Below are 15,435 nucleotides of genomic sequence, written 5' to 3' on the forward strand. Positions count from 1 at the left end.
CGGCCGTCCCGGGCGTCTCCGGCACCTGGCGCGACCTCACCGACTCCGTGAACTTCATGGCCGGCACGCTCACCGCGCAGGTGCGCAACATCGCCGAGGTGACCACGGCCGTTGCCCGGGGCGACCTGACCCGCACCATCACGGTCGAGGCCCGCGGCGAGATCCTCGAGCTGAAGACGACCGTCAACACCATGGTCGACCAGCTCTCGTCGTTCGCCGACGAGGTCACCCGCGTGGCACGCGAGGTGGGCACCGAGGGCGTCCTCGGTGGTCAGGCCGACGTGCACGACGTGTCGGGCACCTGGAAGGACCTGACCCAGAACGTCAACATGATGGCGAACAACCTGACCAACCAGGTGCGCAACATCGCCGAGGTCACCACCGCCGTCGCCAGCGGCGACCTGACCCGGAAGATCACGGTCGACGCGCGCGGCGAGATCCTCGAGCTCAAGAGCACCGTCAACACCATGGTCGACCAGCTCTCGTCGTTTGCCGACGAGGTCACCCGCGTGGCCCGCGAGGTCGGCACCGAGGGCGTTCTCGGCGGCCAGGCCCGGGTGCCCGGCGTGGCCGGCACCTGGCGCGACCTCACCGACTCGGTGAACTCGATGGCGAGCAACCTGACCAACCAGGTCCGCAACATCGCCACCGTCTCGACCGGCGTCGCCCGCGGCGACCTGAGCCAGAAGGTCTCGATCGAGGCCCGCGGCGAGGTGGCCGCGCTCGCCTCGACGATCAACGCGATGGTGGACACCCTGCGCGCCTTCGCCGACGAGGTCACCCGTGTGGCCCGCGAGGTCGGCACCGAGGGCATCCTCGGCGGCCAGGCGCACGTGCGCGGCGTCGCCGGCACCTGGCGCGACCTCACCGACTCGGTGAACTCCATGGCGAACAACCTGACCAGCCAGGTCCGCAACATCGCCGAGGTCACCACCGCCGTCGCGAGCGGCGACCTGACCAGGACCATCACCGTCGAGGCCCGCGGCGAGATCCTCGAGCTCAAGACCACCGTCAACCGGATGGTCGACCAGCTCTCGTCGTTCGCCGACGAGGTCACCCGCGTGGCCCGCGAGGTGGGCACCGAGGGCAAGCTCGGCGGCCAGGCGCAGGTGGCCGACGTGTCGGGCACCTGGCGCCGGCTGACCGAGAACGTCAACCAGCTCGCCAGCACGCTCACCACCCAGCTCCGGGCGATCGCGGAGGTCTCCACGGCGGTGACGCAGGGCGACCTGAGCCAGCAGATCTCCGTCGAGGCCCAGGGTGAGGTCGAGGAGCTCAAGGACAACCTCAACGAGATGATCGACAAGCTCCGCGAGACCACCCGCACCAACGAGGAGCAGGACTGGCTGAAGACCAACCTGGCGCGGTTCACCGGCCACATGCAGGGCGGACGGGACCTGCTCGACGTGACCACGCTGATCGTCAACGAGCTGACGCCCCTGGTGGGCGCCCGGCAGGGGTCGTTCTTCATCAGCGACGGCGGGATGAACGGCGACGGGTCGCTGCGTCGGCTGGCGTCGTACGGCTACCGGCAGCGCAAGTCCGTGCCGAGCACGTTCGCGTTCGGCGAGGGCCTGGTCGGCCAGGCCGCGGTGCAGCGATCCCCGATCGTGGTGACCAACGTGCCGCCCGACTACATCCGCATCGCGTCGGGGCTCGGCGAGGCGACCCCGCTGAGCGTCGTGGTCCTGCCGGTGCTGTTCGAGGACCAGGTGCTCGGCGTGGTCGAGCTGGCGTCGTTCCATCCGTTCAGCGAGGTGCACATGCAGTTCCTCGAGCAGCTGATGGAGATCATCGGGGTGTCGCTCAACGCGATCATCGCGAGCTCCCGCACCGGCGAGCTGCTGGTGGAGTCCCAGCGCCTCGCCGCGGAGCTGCAGGACAAGTCCGAGGAGCTCCAGACCCAGCAGGTCGAGCTGCAGCAGACCAACGCCGAGTTGGAGGAGAAGGCCCGGCTGCTCGCGGCCCAGAACCGCGCGATCGAGATCAAGAACCTCGAGATCGAGGACGCCCGGCGCGGCCTGGAGGACCGGGCCGAGCAGCTCGCGCTCTCGTCGCGGTACAAGTCGGAGTTCCTGGCCAACATGTCTCACGAGCTGCGCACCCCGCTCAACTCGCTGCTCATCCTCGCCAAGCTGCTGACCGACAACGTGGAGGGCAACCTCAGCGCCCGGCAGGTGGAGTACTCCCGCACCATCCACAGCGCGGGCACCGACCTGCTGCAGCTGATCAACGACATCCTGGACCTGTCCAAGGTGGAGGCCGGGAAGATGGACGTGCACCCCTCCGACGTCGCCGTCGCCGGGATCGTGGAGTACGTCGAGGCGACCTTCCGGCCGCTCACCGCCGAGAAGGACCTGAAGTTCTCGGTCGGCGTCGCGCCCGACGTACCGCGGGCGCTGCACTCCGACCAGCACCGGCTGCAGCAGGTGCTGCGCAACCTGCTGTCCAACGCGGTGAAGTTCACCTCGTCCGGCGAGGTCACCCTCGAGATCCACTCCGCGTCGACCGAGCGCTTCACGACCCCCGACCTGCGCGACGCCGAGCAGATCGTGGCCTTCGCGGTGACCGACACCGGGATCGGCATCCCGCCGGAGCAGCTCAAGGTCATCTTCGAGGCCTTCCAGCAGGCCGACGGCACGATCAGCCGGAAGTTCGGCGGCACCGGCCTCGGGCTCTCGATCAGCCGCGAGATCGCCCGCCTGATCGGCGGCGAGATCCACGTGGACAGCGAGCCGGGTCGGGGCAGCACGTTCACCCTCTTCGTCCCCAGCCGCTTCTCGGGGGACGGGTCCGGTCCGCGCGAGGTCGGGACCACGCCCTCCGGGCACGCGGTGGAGGCGGCGGCCTCCCTCCCGGAGCCGGTCGACGACCTCGAGGACGACCGCGCCAGCATCGGGCGCGACGACACGGTCCTGCTGGTGGCCCTGTCGGCCCGGCCACTGCGTGAGGCGGCCGTCGAGCTCGGCCGCGAGCACGGCTTCAAGGTGGTCACGACGGAGAACTCCGAGCAGGCGGTCCGGGCTGCCCGGACGCTGCAGCCGGCCGCCCTCCTGGTCGGGATGGAGCTGGTGACCGACACCGGGACCTCGCTGCTCCGTGCGCTCAAGAACGACCCGGAGACCCGGCACCTGCCGACGATCGCGGTGCACTCGCCGCACGCGCCCGAGGACGTCCTCGTCGGGCGGCACGTCGGCGCGATCGGGATCGTGGAGGACCCCGCGACCCCCGAGCGGCTCGACACGGCGCTCGCGGACCTCACCGGCTACCTGTCCCGCAAGACCAGGTCGCTGCTGGTGGTGAGCGGCGCTGGGGCGGACGAGCCGTCGGCCGTGGTGGCGCTGTTCGGGGCCGTGCCCGACGTGGACCTGCACGTCGCCACCTCCGTCGCCGAGGCCGCCGACGCGCTGGACGCGCGCAGCTACGACTGCGTCGTCGTGGAGCTCAAGCTCCCCGGCGGTACCGCCTTCGACGTGATCAAGCGGATGCGCTCGCGCAAGGCGCTTCGGGAGATCCCCGTGGTGGTCAGCACCGGCGGCCCGGTCTCGGCGAAGGACGGCAACCGCCTGCGCCAGTACGCCCGGTCGATGGTGGTGCGGTACCCCGCCACCGACGGGCAGCTGGTCGAGGACGTGGCGCTGTTCCTGCACCGGTCCGGCGTCGAGCTGCCGGACCGGCCGGCCGAGGAGTCACGGCTGAGCGGCCACTCCTCGTTCGCGGGCCGCCGGATCCTCATCGTCGACGACGACGTGCGCAACGTCTTCGCCCTCGCCAGCGCGCTGGAGCAGTTCGGGATCGACGTCGTGTACGCCGAGAACGGCGAGTCCGGCATCGCCCTGCTCGAGCAGGACGCCGGCATCGACCTGGTGCTGATGGACGTCATGATGCCGGGCATGGACGGCTACACCGCGATGCGTGAGATCCGGAGGATGCCGGCGTACGCCGACCTGCCGCTGATCGCCCTCACCGCCAAGGCGATGCCCGGCGACCGGGAGAACAGCCTGGCGGCGGGTGCGTCCGACTACGTCACCAAGCCGGTGGACCTGGACCACCTGCTGTCGCGCTTCCGGGCGTGGCTGGCATGACCGAGCGCGCGCGGATCCTGCTCGTCGACGACCGCCAGCAGAACCTGCTGGCCCTCGAGGCGGTGCTCGGCTCGCTGGACCAGACCCTCGTCACGGCGTCCTCGGGCGAGGAGGCCCTGCGGGCGCTGCTCAAGGACGACTTCGCGTTGATCCTCCTCGATGCGCAGATGCCCGGCATGGACGGGTTCGAGACCGCGTCGCGGATCAAGGCGCGGGTGCGCACGAAGGACGTGCCGATCATCTTCCTGACCGCCGTCGACAAGGACCAGCAGCACGCCTACCGCGGCTACGCGGCCGGCGGGGCCGACTACATCTCCAAGCCGTTCGACCCCTGGGTGCTCCGCGCCAAGGTGCAGGTGTTCGTCGACCTGTGGCTGGCCGGTCAACGCCTCGCGACGCAGGCGACGCTGCTGCGGCGCCGGCTCGAGGGCGACGTCGACGTGGTCGGCGAGCTCGACGACCGGCTCGGGATGGTCGAGGAGTCGGTGGCCGCCCTGCGCGAGCAGGCCGGCAGCGCCGACCCGGTCGTCGAGACGCTGGCCCGCCGGGTGGCGGCGCTGCGGCAGGCACTCGACGTGCTCGACGACGGGCCGTCCCCGACCGGGGCGACCCGCCGCGAGTTCGGCTAGGCCGGGAAGCGGCCGCCGCTCTCCGCGAGGTCGACCAGGTACGCCGGGGGCTCGAAGCGCTCGCCGTACGTCGCCGCGAGCTCACGCGCACGGGCGACGAAGGCGGTCAGACCGCCCGGGTAGCCCTGCATGAGCTGGACGGCGCCGCCGGTGTTGGCGGGGTAGCCGATGCCCATGATCGAGCCGATGTTGGCCGCGGCCGCCGACTCGATGACGCCCTCCTCGAAGCACCGCGCGGTCTCGACCGCCTCGATGAACAGCATCCGGTCCTTGAGGTCGACGAGGTCGTCGAACAGCGGGGTGCGGTCGCTGACCGGGAAGGTGTCGGCGAGGCCCTTCCAGAGACCGAGCCGCTTGCCGGACTCGTCGTAGTCGTAGAACCCGGCGCCGCGGAGTCGGCCGGGCCGGCCGGCCTCGATCATCGTGGCCACGACCTGGTCGGCGGGGTGCGCCGGCACCTCCTGGCCCGCGGCCGCGAGGGCGTCGGCGGTGGCCTTGCGGATCTTGGCCATCAGCTCGAGGTTGAGCTCGTCGGAGAGCTGGAGGGTGCCGACCGGGTAGCCGGCCTGGGTCGCCGCGCGCTCGACGGACACCGGGTGGTGTCCCTCGGCGAGCATCGCGAGGCCCTCGTTGACGAAGGTGCCGATCACCCGCGAGGTGTAGAAGCCGCGGGAGTCGTTGACGACGATCGGCGTCTTCTTGATCAGCTGCACGACGTCGATCGCCTTCGCGACGGTCTCGTCGGACGTCGCCTCGCCGCGGATGATCTCGACGAGCGGCATCTTGTCGACGGGCGAGAAGAAGTGCAGGCCGACGAAGTCGGCGGGCCGGTCGACGCCCTGGGCCAGGCCGGTGATCGGCAGGGTGCTCGTGTTGGAGCAGAGCAGCGCGTCGGGGTTCACGACCTTCTGCACCTCGGCGTACACCTCGGTCTTCAGCCCGGGGTCCTCGAACACCGCCTCGATCATCAGGTCGCAGCCGGCCAGGTCGGCGTAGTCGGCGGTCGGAGTGATCCGCTCGAGGACCTCGGCTGCCTTGTCGTCGGTGAGCCTGCCGCGGGACACCTGCTTGTCGAGGACCTTCTGGGAGTAGGCCTTGCCCTTCTCGGCGTTCTCGATCGCGACGTCCTTGAGCAGCACCTGCGCGCCGGCGCGGGCGCAGACGTAGGCGATGCCGGCGCCCATCATCCCGGCGCCGAGGACGGCGACCTTGGTGGGCACGAACCTCTCGAACCCATCGGGCCGCAGCGACCCGGAGTTGATCGCCTGCAGGTCGAACCAGAACGCCTGGATCATGTCCTTGGAGTTCTGCCCGGTGACCAGGTGCGTCAGGTACCGCGACTCGATCCGGCTCGCGGTGTCGAAGTCGACCTGGGCGCCCTCGACTGCGGCGCAGAGGATCGCCTTCGGGGCGGGGTAGTCGGCGCCCTTGAGCTGCTTGCGGAGGTTGGCCGGGAACGCCGGCAGGAACGCGGCCAGCTTCGGCGTCGACGGGGTGCCGCCGGGCATCTTGTAGCCGGGCCGGTCCCACGGCTGGGCCGCCGCCTCCTCGTCGTCGCGGTGCGCGTTCACCCAGCCCTTGGCGGCGGCGAGCAGCTCGTCGGGGTCGTGCACGAGCGCGTCGACGACGCCCTTCTCCTTGGCCTCGGCGGGCTTCATGCGCGGGCCGAGCAGCAGCACGTTCATCAGGGCGTCGGTCAGACCGAGCATCCGGACGGTCCGGGTCACGCCGCCGCCGCCGGGCAGCAGGCCGAGGGTGACCTCGGGCAGGCCGAGCTGGACGCCCGGCGTGTCCACGACGATCCGGTGGTGGCAGGCGAGCGCGATCTCGAGGCCGCCGCCGAGCGCCGTGCCGTTGATCGCGGCCACGACCGGGCGGCCGATCGTCTCCAGACGCCGCAGCTGCGCCTTGATCTCCATGCCGAGCGCGAAGACCGACCCGGCGTCCTCGGGGCCGGCCTTGACCATCTCGCGGAGGTCGCCGCCGGCGAAGAACGTCTTCTTCGCGCTGGTCACGACGACCCCGGCGACGCCGCCCTCGGCCACGTCGGCCTCGAGCCGGTCGACGGCGGCACCCATCGAGTCCTTGTAGAGCTGGTTCATCGTGTTGGCGCTCTGGGTGGGGTCGTCGAGCGTCAGGGTGACGATGCCGTCGGCGTCCTTGTCGTAGCGGACGGCGGTCTGCTGGGCGGTCTCGGTCATCAGAAGTTCCTCTGCGTGGTTCGGACGAGCTCTCGACGGGTGGTTCCTGAGCCTGTCGAAGGGCTCGACCACCCGGGGGGTGGTCGGTCAGGCCCGCTCGACGATGGTCGCGATGCCCATGCCGCCGCCGACGCAGAGCGTGGCGAGGCCGTAGCGCAGGTCGCGGCGCTCCAGCTCGTCGACGAGGGTGCCGAGGATCATGGCGCCGGTCGCGCCGAGCGGGTGGCCCATGGCGATCGCGCCGCCGTTGACGTTGACCTTGTCGTGGGACAGGTCGAGGTCGCGCATGAACCGCATCGCGACCGCCGCGAACGCCTCGTTGATCTCGAACAGGTCGATGTCGTCGACGGAGAGCCCGGCCTTGGCCAGCGCCTTGCGCGAGGCCGGTGCGGGGCCGGTGAGCATGATCGTCGGGTCGGCGCCGGACACGGCCGTGGCGACGATGCGGGCGCGCGGGGTGAGGCCGAGCTCCCGGCCGACCTGCTCGGTGCCGATGGCGACGAGGGCGGCGCCGTCGACGATGCCGGAGGAGTTGCCGGCGTGGTGGACGTGGTCGATGCGCTCGACCCAGTGGTACTTCTCCAGCGCGACGGAGTCGAAGCCGCCCTGGTCGCCGATGGCAGCGAACGACGACGGGAGCGACGCGAGGGACTCGACGGTCGTGCCGGGCCGGATGAACTCGTCGTGGTCGAGGACCGTGAGGCCGTTGAGGTCCTTGACCGGCACGATCGAGCGGTCGAAGTAGCCGTTGGCCTGCGCCTTGGCGGCCCGGGCCTGCGACTCGGCCGCGAACGCGTCGACGTCCGCGCGGCCGTAGCCCTCCAACGTGGCGATCAGGTCTGCGCCGATGCCCTGCGGGACGAACGACGTACCGATGGCGGTGGCGGGGTCCATCGCCCAGGCGCCGCCGTCGGTGCCCATCGGGACCCGGGACATCGACTCGACGCCGCCGGCGAGGATCAGGTCCTCGAAGCCGGAGCGCACCCGCTGGGCGGCCTGGTTGACGGCCTCAAGTCCGGAGGCGCAGAAGCGGTTGAGCTGCACGCCGGCGACGGTCTCGGGGTAGCCGGCCGCGAGCGCGGCGGCCTTGGCGATGTCGCCGCCCTGGTCACCGATCGGCGTGACGACGCCGAGCACGACGTCGTCGACGCGGGCCGGGTCGAGCGACGGGTTGCGCTCCTTGACCTCGTCGAGCAGGCCGACGACCAGGTCGATGGGCTTCACCTCGTGGAGGGAACCCGTCTTCTTGCCGCGTCCGCGCGGGGTGCGGAGGGCGTCGTACACGAACGCCTGAGGTCCCTGGTCGGTGCTGAGCGCCATCAGCGCGTCCTCTCGGTCGGTGACTGGACGAGGTCATGCGATTGTGACACTCATACTGTTAGCGTCGTCAACCACGACCCCCCTGTGACGTACCTCTCGAAAGGTCCCGATGTCGCTGCCGCAGACCGCCACCGAGGCCGGTGAGCTGATCTCGCTCGAGGAGCTGACCCGGCGCACGGGCATCAGCGTGCGCAACATCCGCTTCTACACGACGCGCGGCCTGGTGCCGGCGCCGATCCGCAAGGGCCGGTCCGGCTACTACTCGAGCGACCACCTCGCGCGGCTCGAGCTGGTCCGTGAGCTGCAGGCGCACGGGTTCACGCTGGCCGCGATCGAGCGGTACGTCGCCAAGATCCCGGACGACGCGTCGCCCGAGACGATCGCACTGCACCGCACGCTGCTGGCGCCGTGGATGGCCGAGCTGCCGGAGACGCTCACGCGCAAGGAGCTGACGAAGCGGGCCGGCCGCGCGCTGTCCGACGACGACCTGGACACGCTCAACGCACTGGGCATCGTGTTCCCCACGAAGCAGGGCCGCTACCAGGTCGCGCTGGCGCACCTCTCCGTCGGCGTCAGCCTGCTCGACCTCGGCATGCCGACCGACGCCGCGCTGGCGGCGCAGGACATCTTCCTGGCCCACGGCCGGGCGATCGCCGACGAGCTGACCGACCTGTTCAAGACCAAGGTCTGGCCGGCGTACGTCGAGGGCGGCGCGACGCCCGACCAGATCCGCGAGGTCGTGGAGCGGTTCAAGCCGGTGACGGTGGCCGCGCTGGTGGCGGCCTACGAGTCGGCCGTCAACGAGACCAAGCGCGAGACCGTCGCGCGCCGCGCGCGATGACCACCGGGGCCGGCCCGCTCGCCGGCGTCCGGGTCGTCGAGCTGGCCGGGATCGGCCCGGGCCCGCACGCCGCGATGCTGCTCGCCGACCTCGGCGCCGACGTGATCCGCATCGAGCGTCCTGGTGGTGCGACGTCGGCCGGCCCGCGCGAGTCGGACCTGCTGACCCGGGGCCGGCCCAGCGTCGCGCTCGACCTCAAGCACCCCGACGCCGTCGTGACCGTGCTGACCCTGGTGGAGCGGGCCGACGTGTTCCTCGAGGGGATGCGGCCCGGTGCGGCCGAGCGTGCCGGGCTCGGGCCCGACGAGCTGCTCGCCCGCAACCCGCGGCTGGTCTACGGCCGGATGACGGGCTGGGGGCAGGACGGCCCGTGGGCGTCGGTGGCCGGGCACGACCTCAACTACATCGGCGTCGCCGGCGTGCTGCACGGCCTGGGCCAGTCGGCGGACCGGCCGCAGTTCCCGGCCAACCTGCTCGGCGACTTCGGCGGCGGCTCGACGTACCTCGTCATCGGCGTGCTGGCCGCGCTGCTCGAGGCACGCACCTCCGGGCAGGGGCAGGTGGTCGACGCCGCGATCGTCGACGGCGCCGCGCACCTCGGCACGATGCTCGCCGGGATGCTCGCCGGCGGGGTCCAGCACGAGCGCCGCGTCGCCGGGCTGCTCGACGGCGGGGCGCCGTTCTACGACGTGTACGAGACCGCCGACGGCCGGCACCTGTCAGTCGGCCCGCTGGAGCCGCAGTTCTACGCCGAGCTGGTCCGGCTGCTCGGTCTCGACGACGCCGCCCCCGACCAGTGGGACGTCGCCCGGTGGGGCGAGCTGCGCGAGCGACTGACAGCGCGGTTCAAGGAACGCACCCAGGCCGAGTGGGCCGAGGTGTTCGCCGGCACGGACGCCTGCGTTGCGCCGGTGCTGCCGGTGTCGGAGGCCGCTCGGCACCCGCACCTCGCCGCGCGCGGCACCTGGGTCGAGCGGGACGGGCTCACCCAGCCCGCCCCGGCGCCACGGTTCTCCCGCACCCCGGCCGCGCTCGGCGCCGGGCCCAGCGTCGCCGGCGGCTCGACCCGGGAGGCGCTCACCGCCTGGGGGATCGAGGACGTCGACGCCCTGATCGACTCCGGGGCGGCCGTCCAGGGCTGAACAGCCGCGGAATGGCTACTGTCGGTCCCACGAACGAGGGACGGGACCGAGACGTGGCAGCAGCCGGCACACGAGCACCATCGCCCCGCGGTCCGCTCGCCCTGCTCGCCGCCACCCACCCGGGCCCGGCGCTCGCTGTCACCGCGGTGGCCGGACTGCTGGCCGCCGCCGAGCAGGCCCCGCCCGACCGGGTCGCGCTGGTCGCTGCCGCCGTCCTGGCGGGACAGCTGTCGATCGGCTGGTCCAACGACCTCCTCGACCTCGCCCGGGACCGGCAGGTCGGCCGGCTGGACAAGCCGCTCGCGACCGGAGCCGTGGACGCCCGGTCGGTGCGCGTCGCGTGCGCCGTGGCGGTCCTGCTGGTCGTCCCGCTGTCCCTCGCGTGCGGGGTGGCGGCCGGCCTCGTGCACCTGGGGTGCGTGGCCTGCGGCTGGGCGTACAACCTCGGCCTGAAGGCGACGGCCTGGTCGTGGCTCCCCTACGCCCTGGCGTTCGGCGGTCTGCCGGTCTTCGTGAGCCTGGCCGCCGGGGTGCAGCCGGCGTGGTGGGCGGCCGCCGCGGGCGCGCTCCTCGGCGTCGGTGCGCACCTGGTCAACACGCTGCCCGACCTCGCCGACGACCGCGCGACCGGCGTGCTCGGGCTCCCGCACCGGATCGGCGCCGGGCCGACGCGGGTCCTCGCGGTCGCCGTGCTGCTGGCGGCGTCGGTGCTGCTCGCCACGGCCGCACCCGACCTGCGGACGGCCGGACGGGTCGTGGTGCTCGCCGCGGCGGCCCTGCTGTCGCTCGTCGCGCTGCGCTCACAGGGACGCCGGCCGTTCCAGGCCGTCGTCCTGCTCGCCGTGGTGGACGTCGTGGCGCTGGTGGTGGGGCGATGAGGACGGCTGCTCACACGTGGGACCTCGTGGTCGTCGGAGCCGGTCCGGCGGGCAGTGCGGCGGCGCTTTCCGCGCTGCACCGCGCGCCCGACCTGCGCGTCCTGCTCGTCGACCGCGCCGACTTCCCTCGCGACAAGGCCTGTGGCGACGGCGTCGCGCCGCACGTGCTCGACGTCCTCGCGACCGTCGGTGTGCACGACCTGCTCGACGACCTCCCGTCCCTTCGACGGCTGCGCATCTCCCAGGGCGGGCACGTCGCCGACCGGCGGCTCGCCCGACCGGTGTGGGTCGTGCCGCGCACCGACCTCGACGCCCGCCTGGTCGCGCGCGCCGCAGCGGCCGGAGCCCGGCGCGAGCGGCACCGCGTGCGCAGCCTCGACGAGCTGGACGCCCAGGTGGTCGTCGGGGCCGACGGCGTGCACAGCGTCGTCCGTGGCGAGCTCCTCGGGGGACGGCCCGGACGGCGCGCCGTCGCGATCCGCGGCTACACCCCGACGCCGCCAGAGCTGGCCGGCCTCCAGGTGATCCGGTACGGCGACCGCCGGCAGCCGTCGTACGCCTGGTGCTTCGACCGCGGCGACGGTCTGGCCAACGTCGGCTACGGCGAGCTGGTCGACGGCGGGGACGACCTGACCCGCTCGCGCCTGCTGGGCGAGCTCGAGCGGCTGCTGCCCGGCACCGTCGCGGACGGGCGCGCGTGGCGGGCCGCCCACCTGCCGCTGTCCGGCCTGCCCCGTCCGCACGCCGCCGGGCGGGTGCTGCTGGCCGGCGACGCCGCCCACCTGGTCAACCCGATGACGGGTGAGGGGATCTACCACGCCGTGGCCACCGGGGTGCTCGCCGGGCGCGCGGCCGCGGACGCGCTGACCGCCGGCCGTCCCGAGTCTGCGGGGCTCGCCTACACGCGGGCCGTCCGTCGGCTTCTCGACCGTCACCAGCGGCACACCGCCCTGACCGCCCGGCTGTCCGCCGTGCCCCGGGTCGTCGCCGCCGCGATCGACGCGGCGTCGCGCCACCAGGGCATCTTCGACGACCTCGTCGAGATCGGCCTCGGCCCGGGCACCATCTCGCCCCGGCTGGTCGGCGGCCTCGCGCACGCCCTCGCCCGGCCCGCACCACTGACCGGCCCGACCGATGTGGAGTCGTCATGGAGATCCTGACCGTCCGCGGTGCGCTGCCCCCGCACCGCTACCCGCAGGGCGAGATCACCGACGCGTTCGCCGACGTGATCGCGCGGACCAGCCTCGACGAGGGCCTGCTCCGCCGGCTGCACGGCAACGCCGGCGTGCAGACCCGGCACCTGGTCCTGCCCCTGGAGGAGTACGGCGGGCTCCGCGACTTCGGCCAGGCCAACGACCTGTTCATCGAGCACGCCGTGCGGCTCGGGTCGGAGGCGCTGGTGGACGCGCTCAAGGCGGCCGGGCTCACCCCCGGCGACGTCGACCTGGTCGTCTCCACCACGGTGACCGGCCTGGCGGTCCCGTCGCTCGACGCGCGGATCGCCGCGGCGGTCGGGCTGCGACCCGACGTGAAGCGGGTCCCGCTGTTCGGGCTCGGCTGCGTCGCCGGGGCGGCCGGGATCGCGCGTCTGCACGACTACCTGGTCGGCCACCCCGACCACGTCGCCGTGCTCCTGTCGGTCGAGCTGTGCTCGCTCACCGTGCAGCGCGACGACACGTCCGTGCCGAACCTCGTCGCCAGCGGTCTCTTCGGGGACGGCGCCGCGGCCGTCGTCGCCCGGGGCGGGCCCCCGTCGGGCACGACGGGAGGCGTCGAGGTGCTGGCCTCACGCAGCCGGCTGTACCCCGACTCCGAGCGCACGATGGGCTGGGACATCGCGTCGTCGGGCCTGAAGATCGTGCTCGACGCCTCCGTGCCCGACCTGGTGCGGCGCTACCTCCGCGAGGACGTCGAGCAGTTCCTGGCCGGGCACGGGCTCGACGTCGGCGATGTCGGCTGGTGGGCCTGCCACCCCGGCGGCCCCAAGGTGATCGAGGCGATCGAGGACTCGCTCGGCCTGCCGCGCGAGGCGGTCCAGCTGACCTGGGACTCGCTCGCCCGGATCGGCAACCTGTCGTCCTCGTCGGTGCTGCACGTCCTCGAGGACACGCTGCGCGACCGGCCGCCGGCACCCGGGTCGTGGGGGGTCGTGATGGCGATGGGCCCGGGGTTCTGCTCCGAGCTCGTGCTGGCCCGCGGGGTCGCGGCATGAGCATGACGTCTCTCGCGTTCTTCACGGTCGTCGTCGGACTCGTCGCGCTGGAGCGGCTGGCCGAGCTCGTCGTGTCCACCCGCAACGCCCGGTGGAGCCTGGCGCAGGGCGGCCGCGAGACCGGTCAGGGCCACTACGTCGTGATGGTCGTGCTGCACACGGGGCTGCTGGCCGGCGCGCTGGTCGAGGCCTGGTGGCGGCGGCCCGCCGTACCGCTGGCGCTGGCGGCCTCGATGCTCGCCCTCGTGCTCGCCTCGCAGGCGCTGCGCTGGTGGTGCATCGCGACGCTCGGCCGGCAGTGGAACACCCGGGTGATCGTCGTCCCGGGCCTGCCGCTGGTCCACGCCGGTCCCTACCGGTGGCTGCGGCACCCCAACTACGTCGCCGTGGTCGTCGAGGGGTTCGCGCTGCCGCTCGTGCACGCCGCGTGGTGGACCGCGGCGGTGTTCACCGTCGCCAACGCTGTCCTGCTCACCGTGCGCATCCGGGTCGAGGAGCGTGCGCTCGACGGCCTCGACGGGGAGGTCACGTGCGCGACCTCCTGATCGCCGGCGGCGGGCCGGTCGGTCTCGCCACCGCGTTGTACGCCGCCCGGGCCGGGCTCGACGTGGCCGTCCGCGAGCCGCGCGCGGGCAGCATCGACAAGGCCTGCGGCGAGGGGCTGATGCCCGGGGCGCTGGCCGCACTGCGCGACCTCGGCGTCGACCCGGCGGGCCACGAGCTCCGCGGCATCCGGTACGTCGACCGCTCCCGCGAGGTCGAGGCGGCGTTCCGGCACGGTCCGGGCCGTGGCGTGCGGCGCACGGTGCTGCACGACGCCCTGCGCGCGGCGGTCGACGCGGCCGGCGTACCGGTCGAGCAGCGGCCGGTGCGCACGGTCGGGCTGCGCGCCGACCACGTCAGCGTCGACGGCGAACCGGTGCGCCACCTGGTCGCCGCCGACGGCCTGCACTCCCCGCTGCGCCGGATGCTCGGCCTCGACGTCACCGCCACGACCACGCGCCGGTACGGACTGCGCTGCCACGTCGACGTCGCGCCCTGGACGGCGTTCGTCGAGGTGCACTGGTCGCCGGTCGGCGAGGCCTACGTGACGCCGGTGGCCGACGACCGGGTGGGGGTGGCCGTGCTGAGCACGGTGCGCCGGCCCCTGCCCGACCTGCTGTCGTCGTTCCCGCGGCTGCTCGCGCACCTGGACGACGCGCCGGTCGGCGCGGTCCGCGGAGCCGGGCCGCTGCGTCAGCGGGCGCGGCGGCGGGTGGTCGGCCGGGTGCTCCTGGTCGGCGACGCCGCCGGGTACGTCGACGCGCTGACCGGCGAGGGCATCGCCGTCGGGCTCGCCCAGGCCCGGGCGGCGGTCGAGGCCGTCCGGTCCGGCCGGCCGGCCGGCTACGAGGCCGCGTGGCAGCGCATCACCCGCCGGCACGACCTGATGACGGCGAGCCTGCTGGCGGCGACCCGGCGGCCGGCGCTGCGCCGGCGCATCGTCCCGGCGGCGGCAGCGCTGCCGCGCGCCTTCGACGCGGCCGTCAACGCGCTGGCGAGCCCGGCATGAACGGTCCGGTCGAGGAGGTCGTGCTGCTCGACGAGGACGGGCGCGCCGTCGGGACGTCACCGAAGGGGTCCGTGCACCACGCCGCGACCCCGCTGCACCTGGCGTTCTCGTGCTACGTCTTCGACGGCGACCGGCTGCTGGTGACACGCCGGGCCCTGCACAAGCCGACGTGGCCCGGTGCCTGGACCAACTCCGTGTGCGGCCATCCCGCCCCGGGCGAGGCGTTGGACGACGCCGTACGCCGCCGGGTCCGCCAGGAGCTCGGGATCGGGCTCGGCGAGCTGCGGCTCGTGCTGCCCACGTTCCGCTACCGCGCCGTGATGCCCGACGGGACCGTCGAGAACGAGATGTGCCCGGTGCTCGTCGCGTCCACCACCTCGGGGGACGCCGTACGGCCGGACCCGGAGGAGGTCGCGGACGCGGTCTGGGAGCCGTGGCCGGCGTTCCGGTCCGACGTGCTCGACGGCAGCCGCGAGGTCAGTCCGTGGTGCCGCGAGCAGGTCGCCGCGCTGCCGGCCGAGCCGTGGACGGCCGCTGCCGCCGACCGATCGACCCTGCCGGAGGCGCTGCGCTGA

General features: G+C 73.2%; 12 protein-coding genes. 10 read left to right on the plus strand and 2 right to left on the minus strand.

Translation table 11 applies throughout. The features are described from left to right. Positions 1-4,085 (plus strand): HAMP domain-containing protein (locus ETU37_RS17080; RefSeq protein ID WP_165372577.1); only part of this gene is annotated, 4,085 nt, incomplete at its 5' end. Next, positions 4,082-4,714: a response regulator gene (locus ETU37_RS17085; protein WP_129988568.1), complete on the plus strand. Its 633-nt coding sequence runs from the start codon at positions 4,082-4,084 to the stop codon at positions 4,712-4,714. The genes ETU37_RS17080 and ETU37_RS17085, both read left to right, overlap by 4 nt. Here the strand turns inward: ETU37_RS17085 and ETU37_RS17090 are convergent. Together ETU37_RS17090 and ETU37_RS17095 are read right to left on the minus strand one after the other, a co-directional pair. Next, positions 4,711-6,915: a 3-hydroxyacyl-CoA dehydrogenase NAD-binding domain-containing protein gene (locus ETU37_RS17090; RefSeq protein ID WP_129988569.1), complete on the minus strand. Its 2,205-nt coding sequence runs from the start codon at positions 6,913-6,915 to the stop codon at positions 4,711-4,713. The genes ETU37_RS17085 and ETU37_RS17090 overlap by 4 nt on opposite strands. Before the next feature lie 87 nt (positions 6,916-7,002). Then, entirely contained in the window at positions 7,003-8,235 is a 1,233-nt protein-coding gene (locus ETU37_RS17095) for an acetyl-CoA C-acetyltransferase (RefSeq protein WP_129988570.1), read from the minus strand. A 109-nt stretch (positions 8,236-8,344) separates the two neighbouring features. Between ETU37_RS17095 and ETU37_RS17100 the strand changes: the two genes are divergently transcribed. From ETU37_RS17100 to idi, 8 genes are read left to right on the plus strand one after another with little or no spacing between them, the layout of a single operon-like run. After that, positions 8,345-9,076 carry a MerR family transcriptional regulator gene (locus tag ETU37_RS17100; RefSeq protein WP_129988571.1) on the plus strand — a complete coding sequence of 244 codons (732 nt, stop codon included), beginning with the start codon at positions 8,345-8,347 and terminating at the stop codon, positions 9,074-9,076. Further along, positions 9,073-10,218, plus strand: coding sequence for a CaiB/BaiF CoA transferase family protein (locus ETU37_RS17105; RefSeq protein ID WP_129988572.1), 1,146 nt, complete (start codon positions 9,073-9,075; stop codon positions 10,216-10,218). Before ETU37_RS17100 ends, ETU37_RS17105 begins: the two co-directional genes overlap by 4 nt. A gap of 53 nt (positions 10,219-10,271) precedes the next feature. Beyond that, entirely contained in the window at positions 10,272-11,096 is an 825-nt protein-coding gene (locus tag ETU37_RS17110; RefSeq protein WP_206054000.1) for a UbiA family prenyltransferase, read from the plus strand. Continuing rightward, positions 11,093-12,256 (plus strand): NAD(P)/FAD-dependent oxidoreductase, encoded by a 1,164-nt coding sequence (locus ETU37_RS17115; RefSeq protein WP_129988574.1) that lies wholly within the window; start codon positions 11,093-11,095, stop codon positions 12,254-12,256. Before ETU37_RS17110 ends, ETU37_RS17115 begins: the two co-directional genes overlap by 4 nt. After that, on the plus strand, positions 12,244-13,308 hold the full coding sequence (locus ETU37_RS17120) for a type III polyketide synthase (protein ID WP_129988575.1): 1,065 nt from the start codon (positions 12,244-12,246) through the stop codon (positions 13,306-13,308). The genes ETU37_RS17115 and ETU37_RS17120 overlap by 13 nt, the downstream gene beginning before the upstream one ends. Further along, entirely contained in the window at positions 13,305-13,853 is a 549-nt protein-coding gene (locus ETU37_RS17125) for an isoprenylcysteine carboxyl methyltransferase family protein (protein WP_240755796.1), read from the plus strand. The genes ETU37_RS17120 and ETU37_RS17125 overlap by 4 nt, the downstream gene beginning before the upstream one ends. Beyond that, positions 13,838-14,860, plus strand: coding sequence for an NAD(P)/FAD-dependent oxidoreductase (locus ETU37_RS17130; RefSeq protein WP_129988576.1), 1,023 nt, complete (start codon positions 13,838-13,840; stop codon positions 14,858-14,860). Before ETU37_RS17125 ends, ETU37_RS17130 begins: the two co-directional genes overlap by 16 nt. Next, positions 14,857-15,435 carry an isopentenyl-diphosphate Delta-isomerase gene (gene idi, locus ETU37_RS17135; RefSeq protein ID WP_129988577.1) on the plus strand — a complete coding sequence of 193 codons (579 nt, stop codon included), beginning with the start codon at positions 14,857-14,859 and terminating at the stop codon, positions 15,433-15,435. Before ETU37_RS17130 ends, idi begins: the two co-directional genes overlap by 4 nt.

This window comes from Nocardioides iriomotensis, from assembly GCF_004168035.1.
Classification (GTDB): Bacteria; Actinomycetota; Actinomycetes; order Propionibacteriales; family Nocardioidaceae; genus Nocardioides_B; species Nocardioides_B iriomotensis.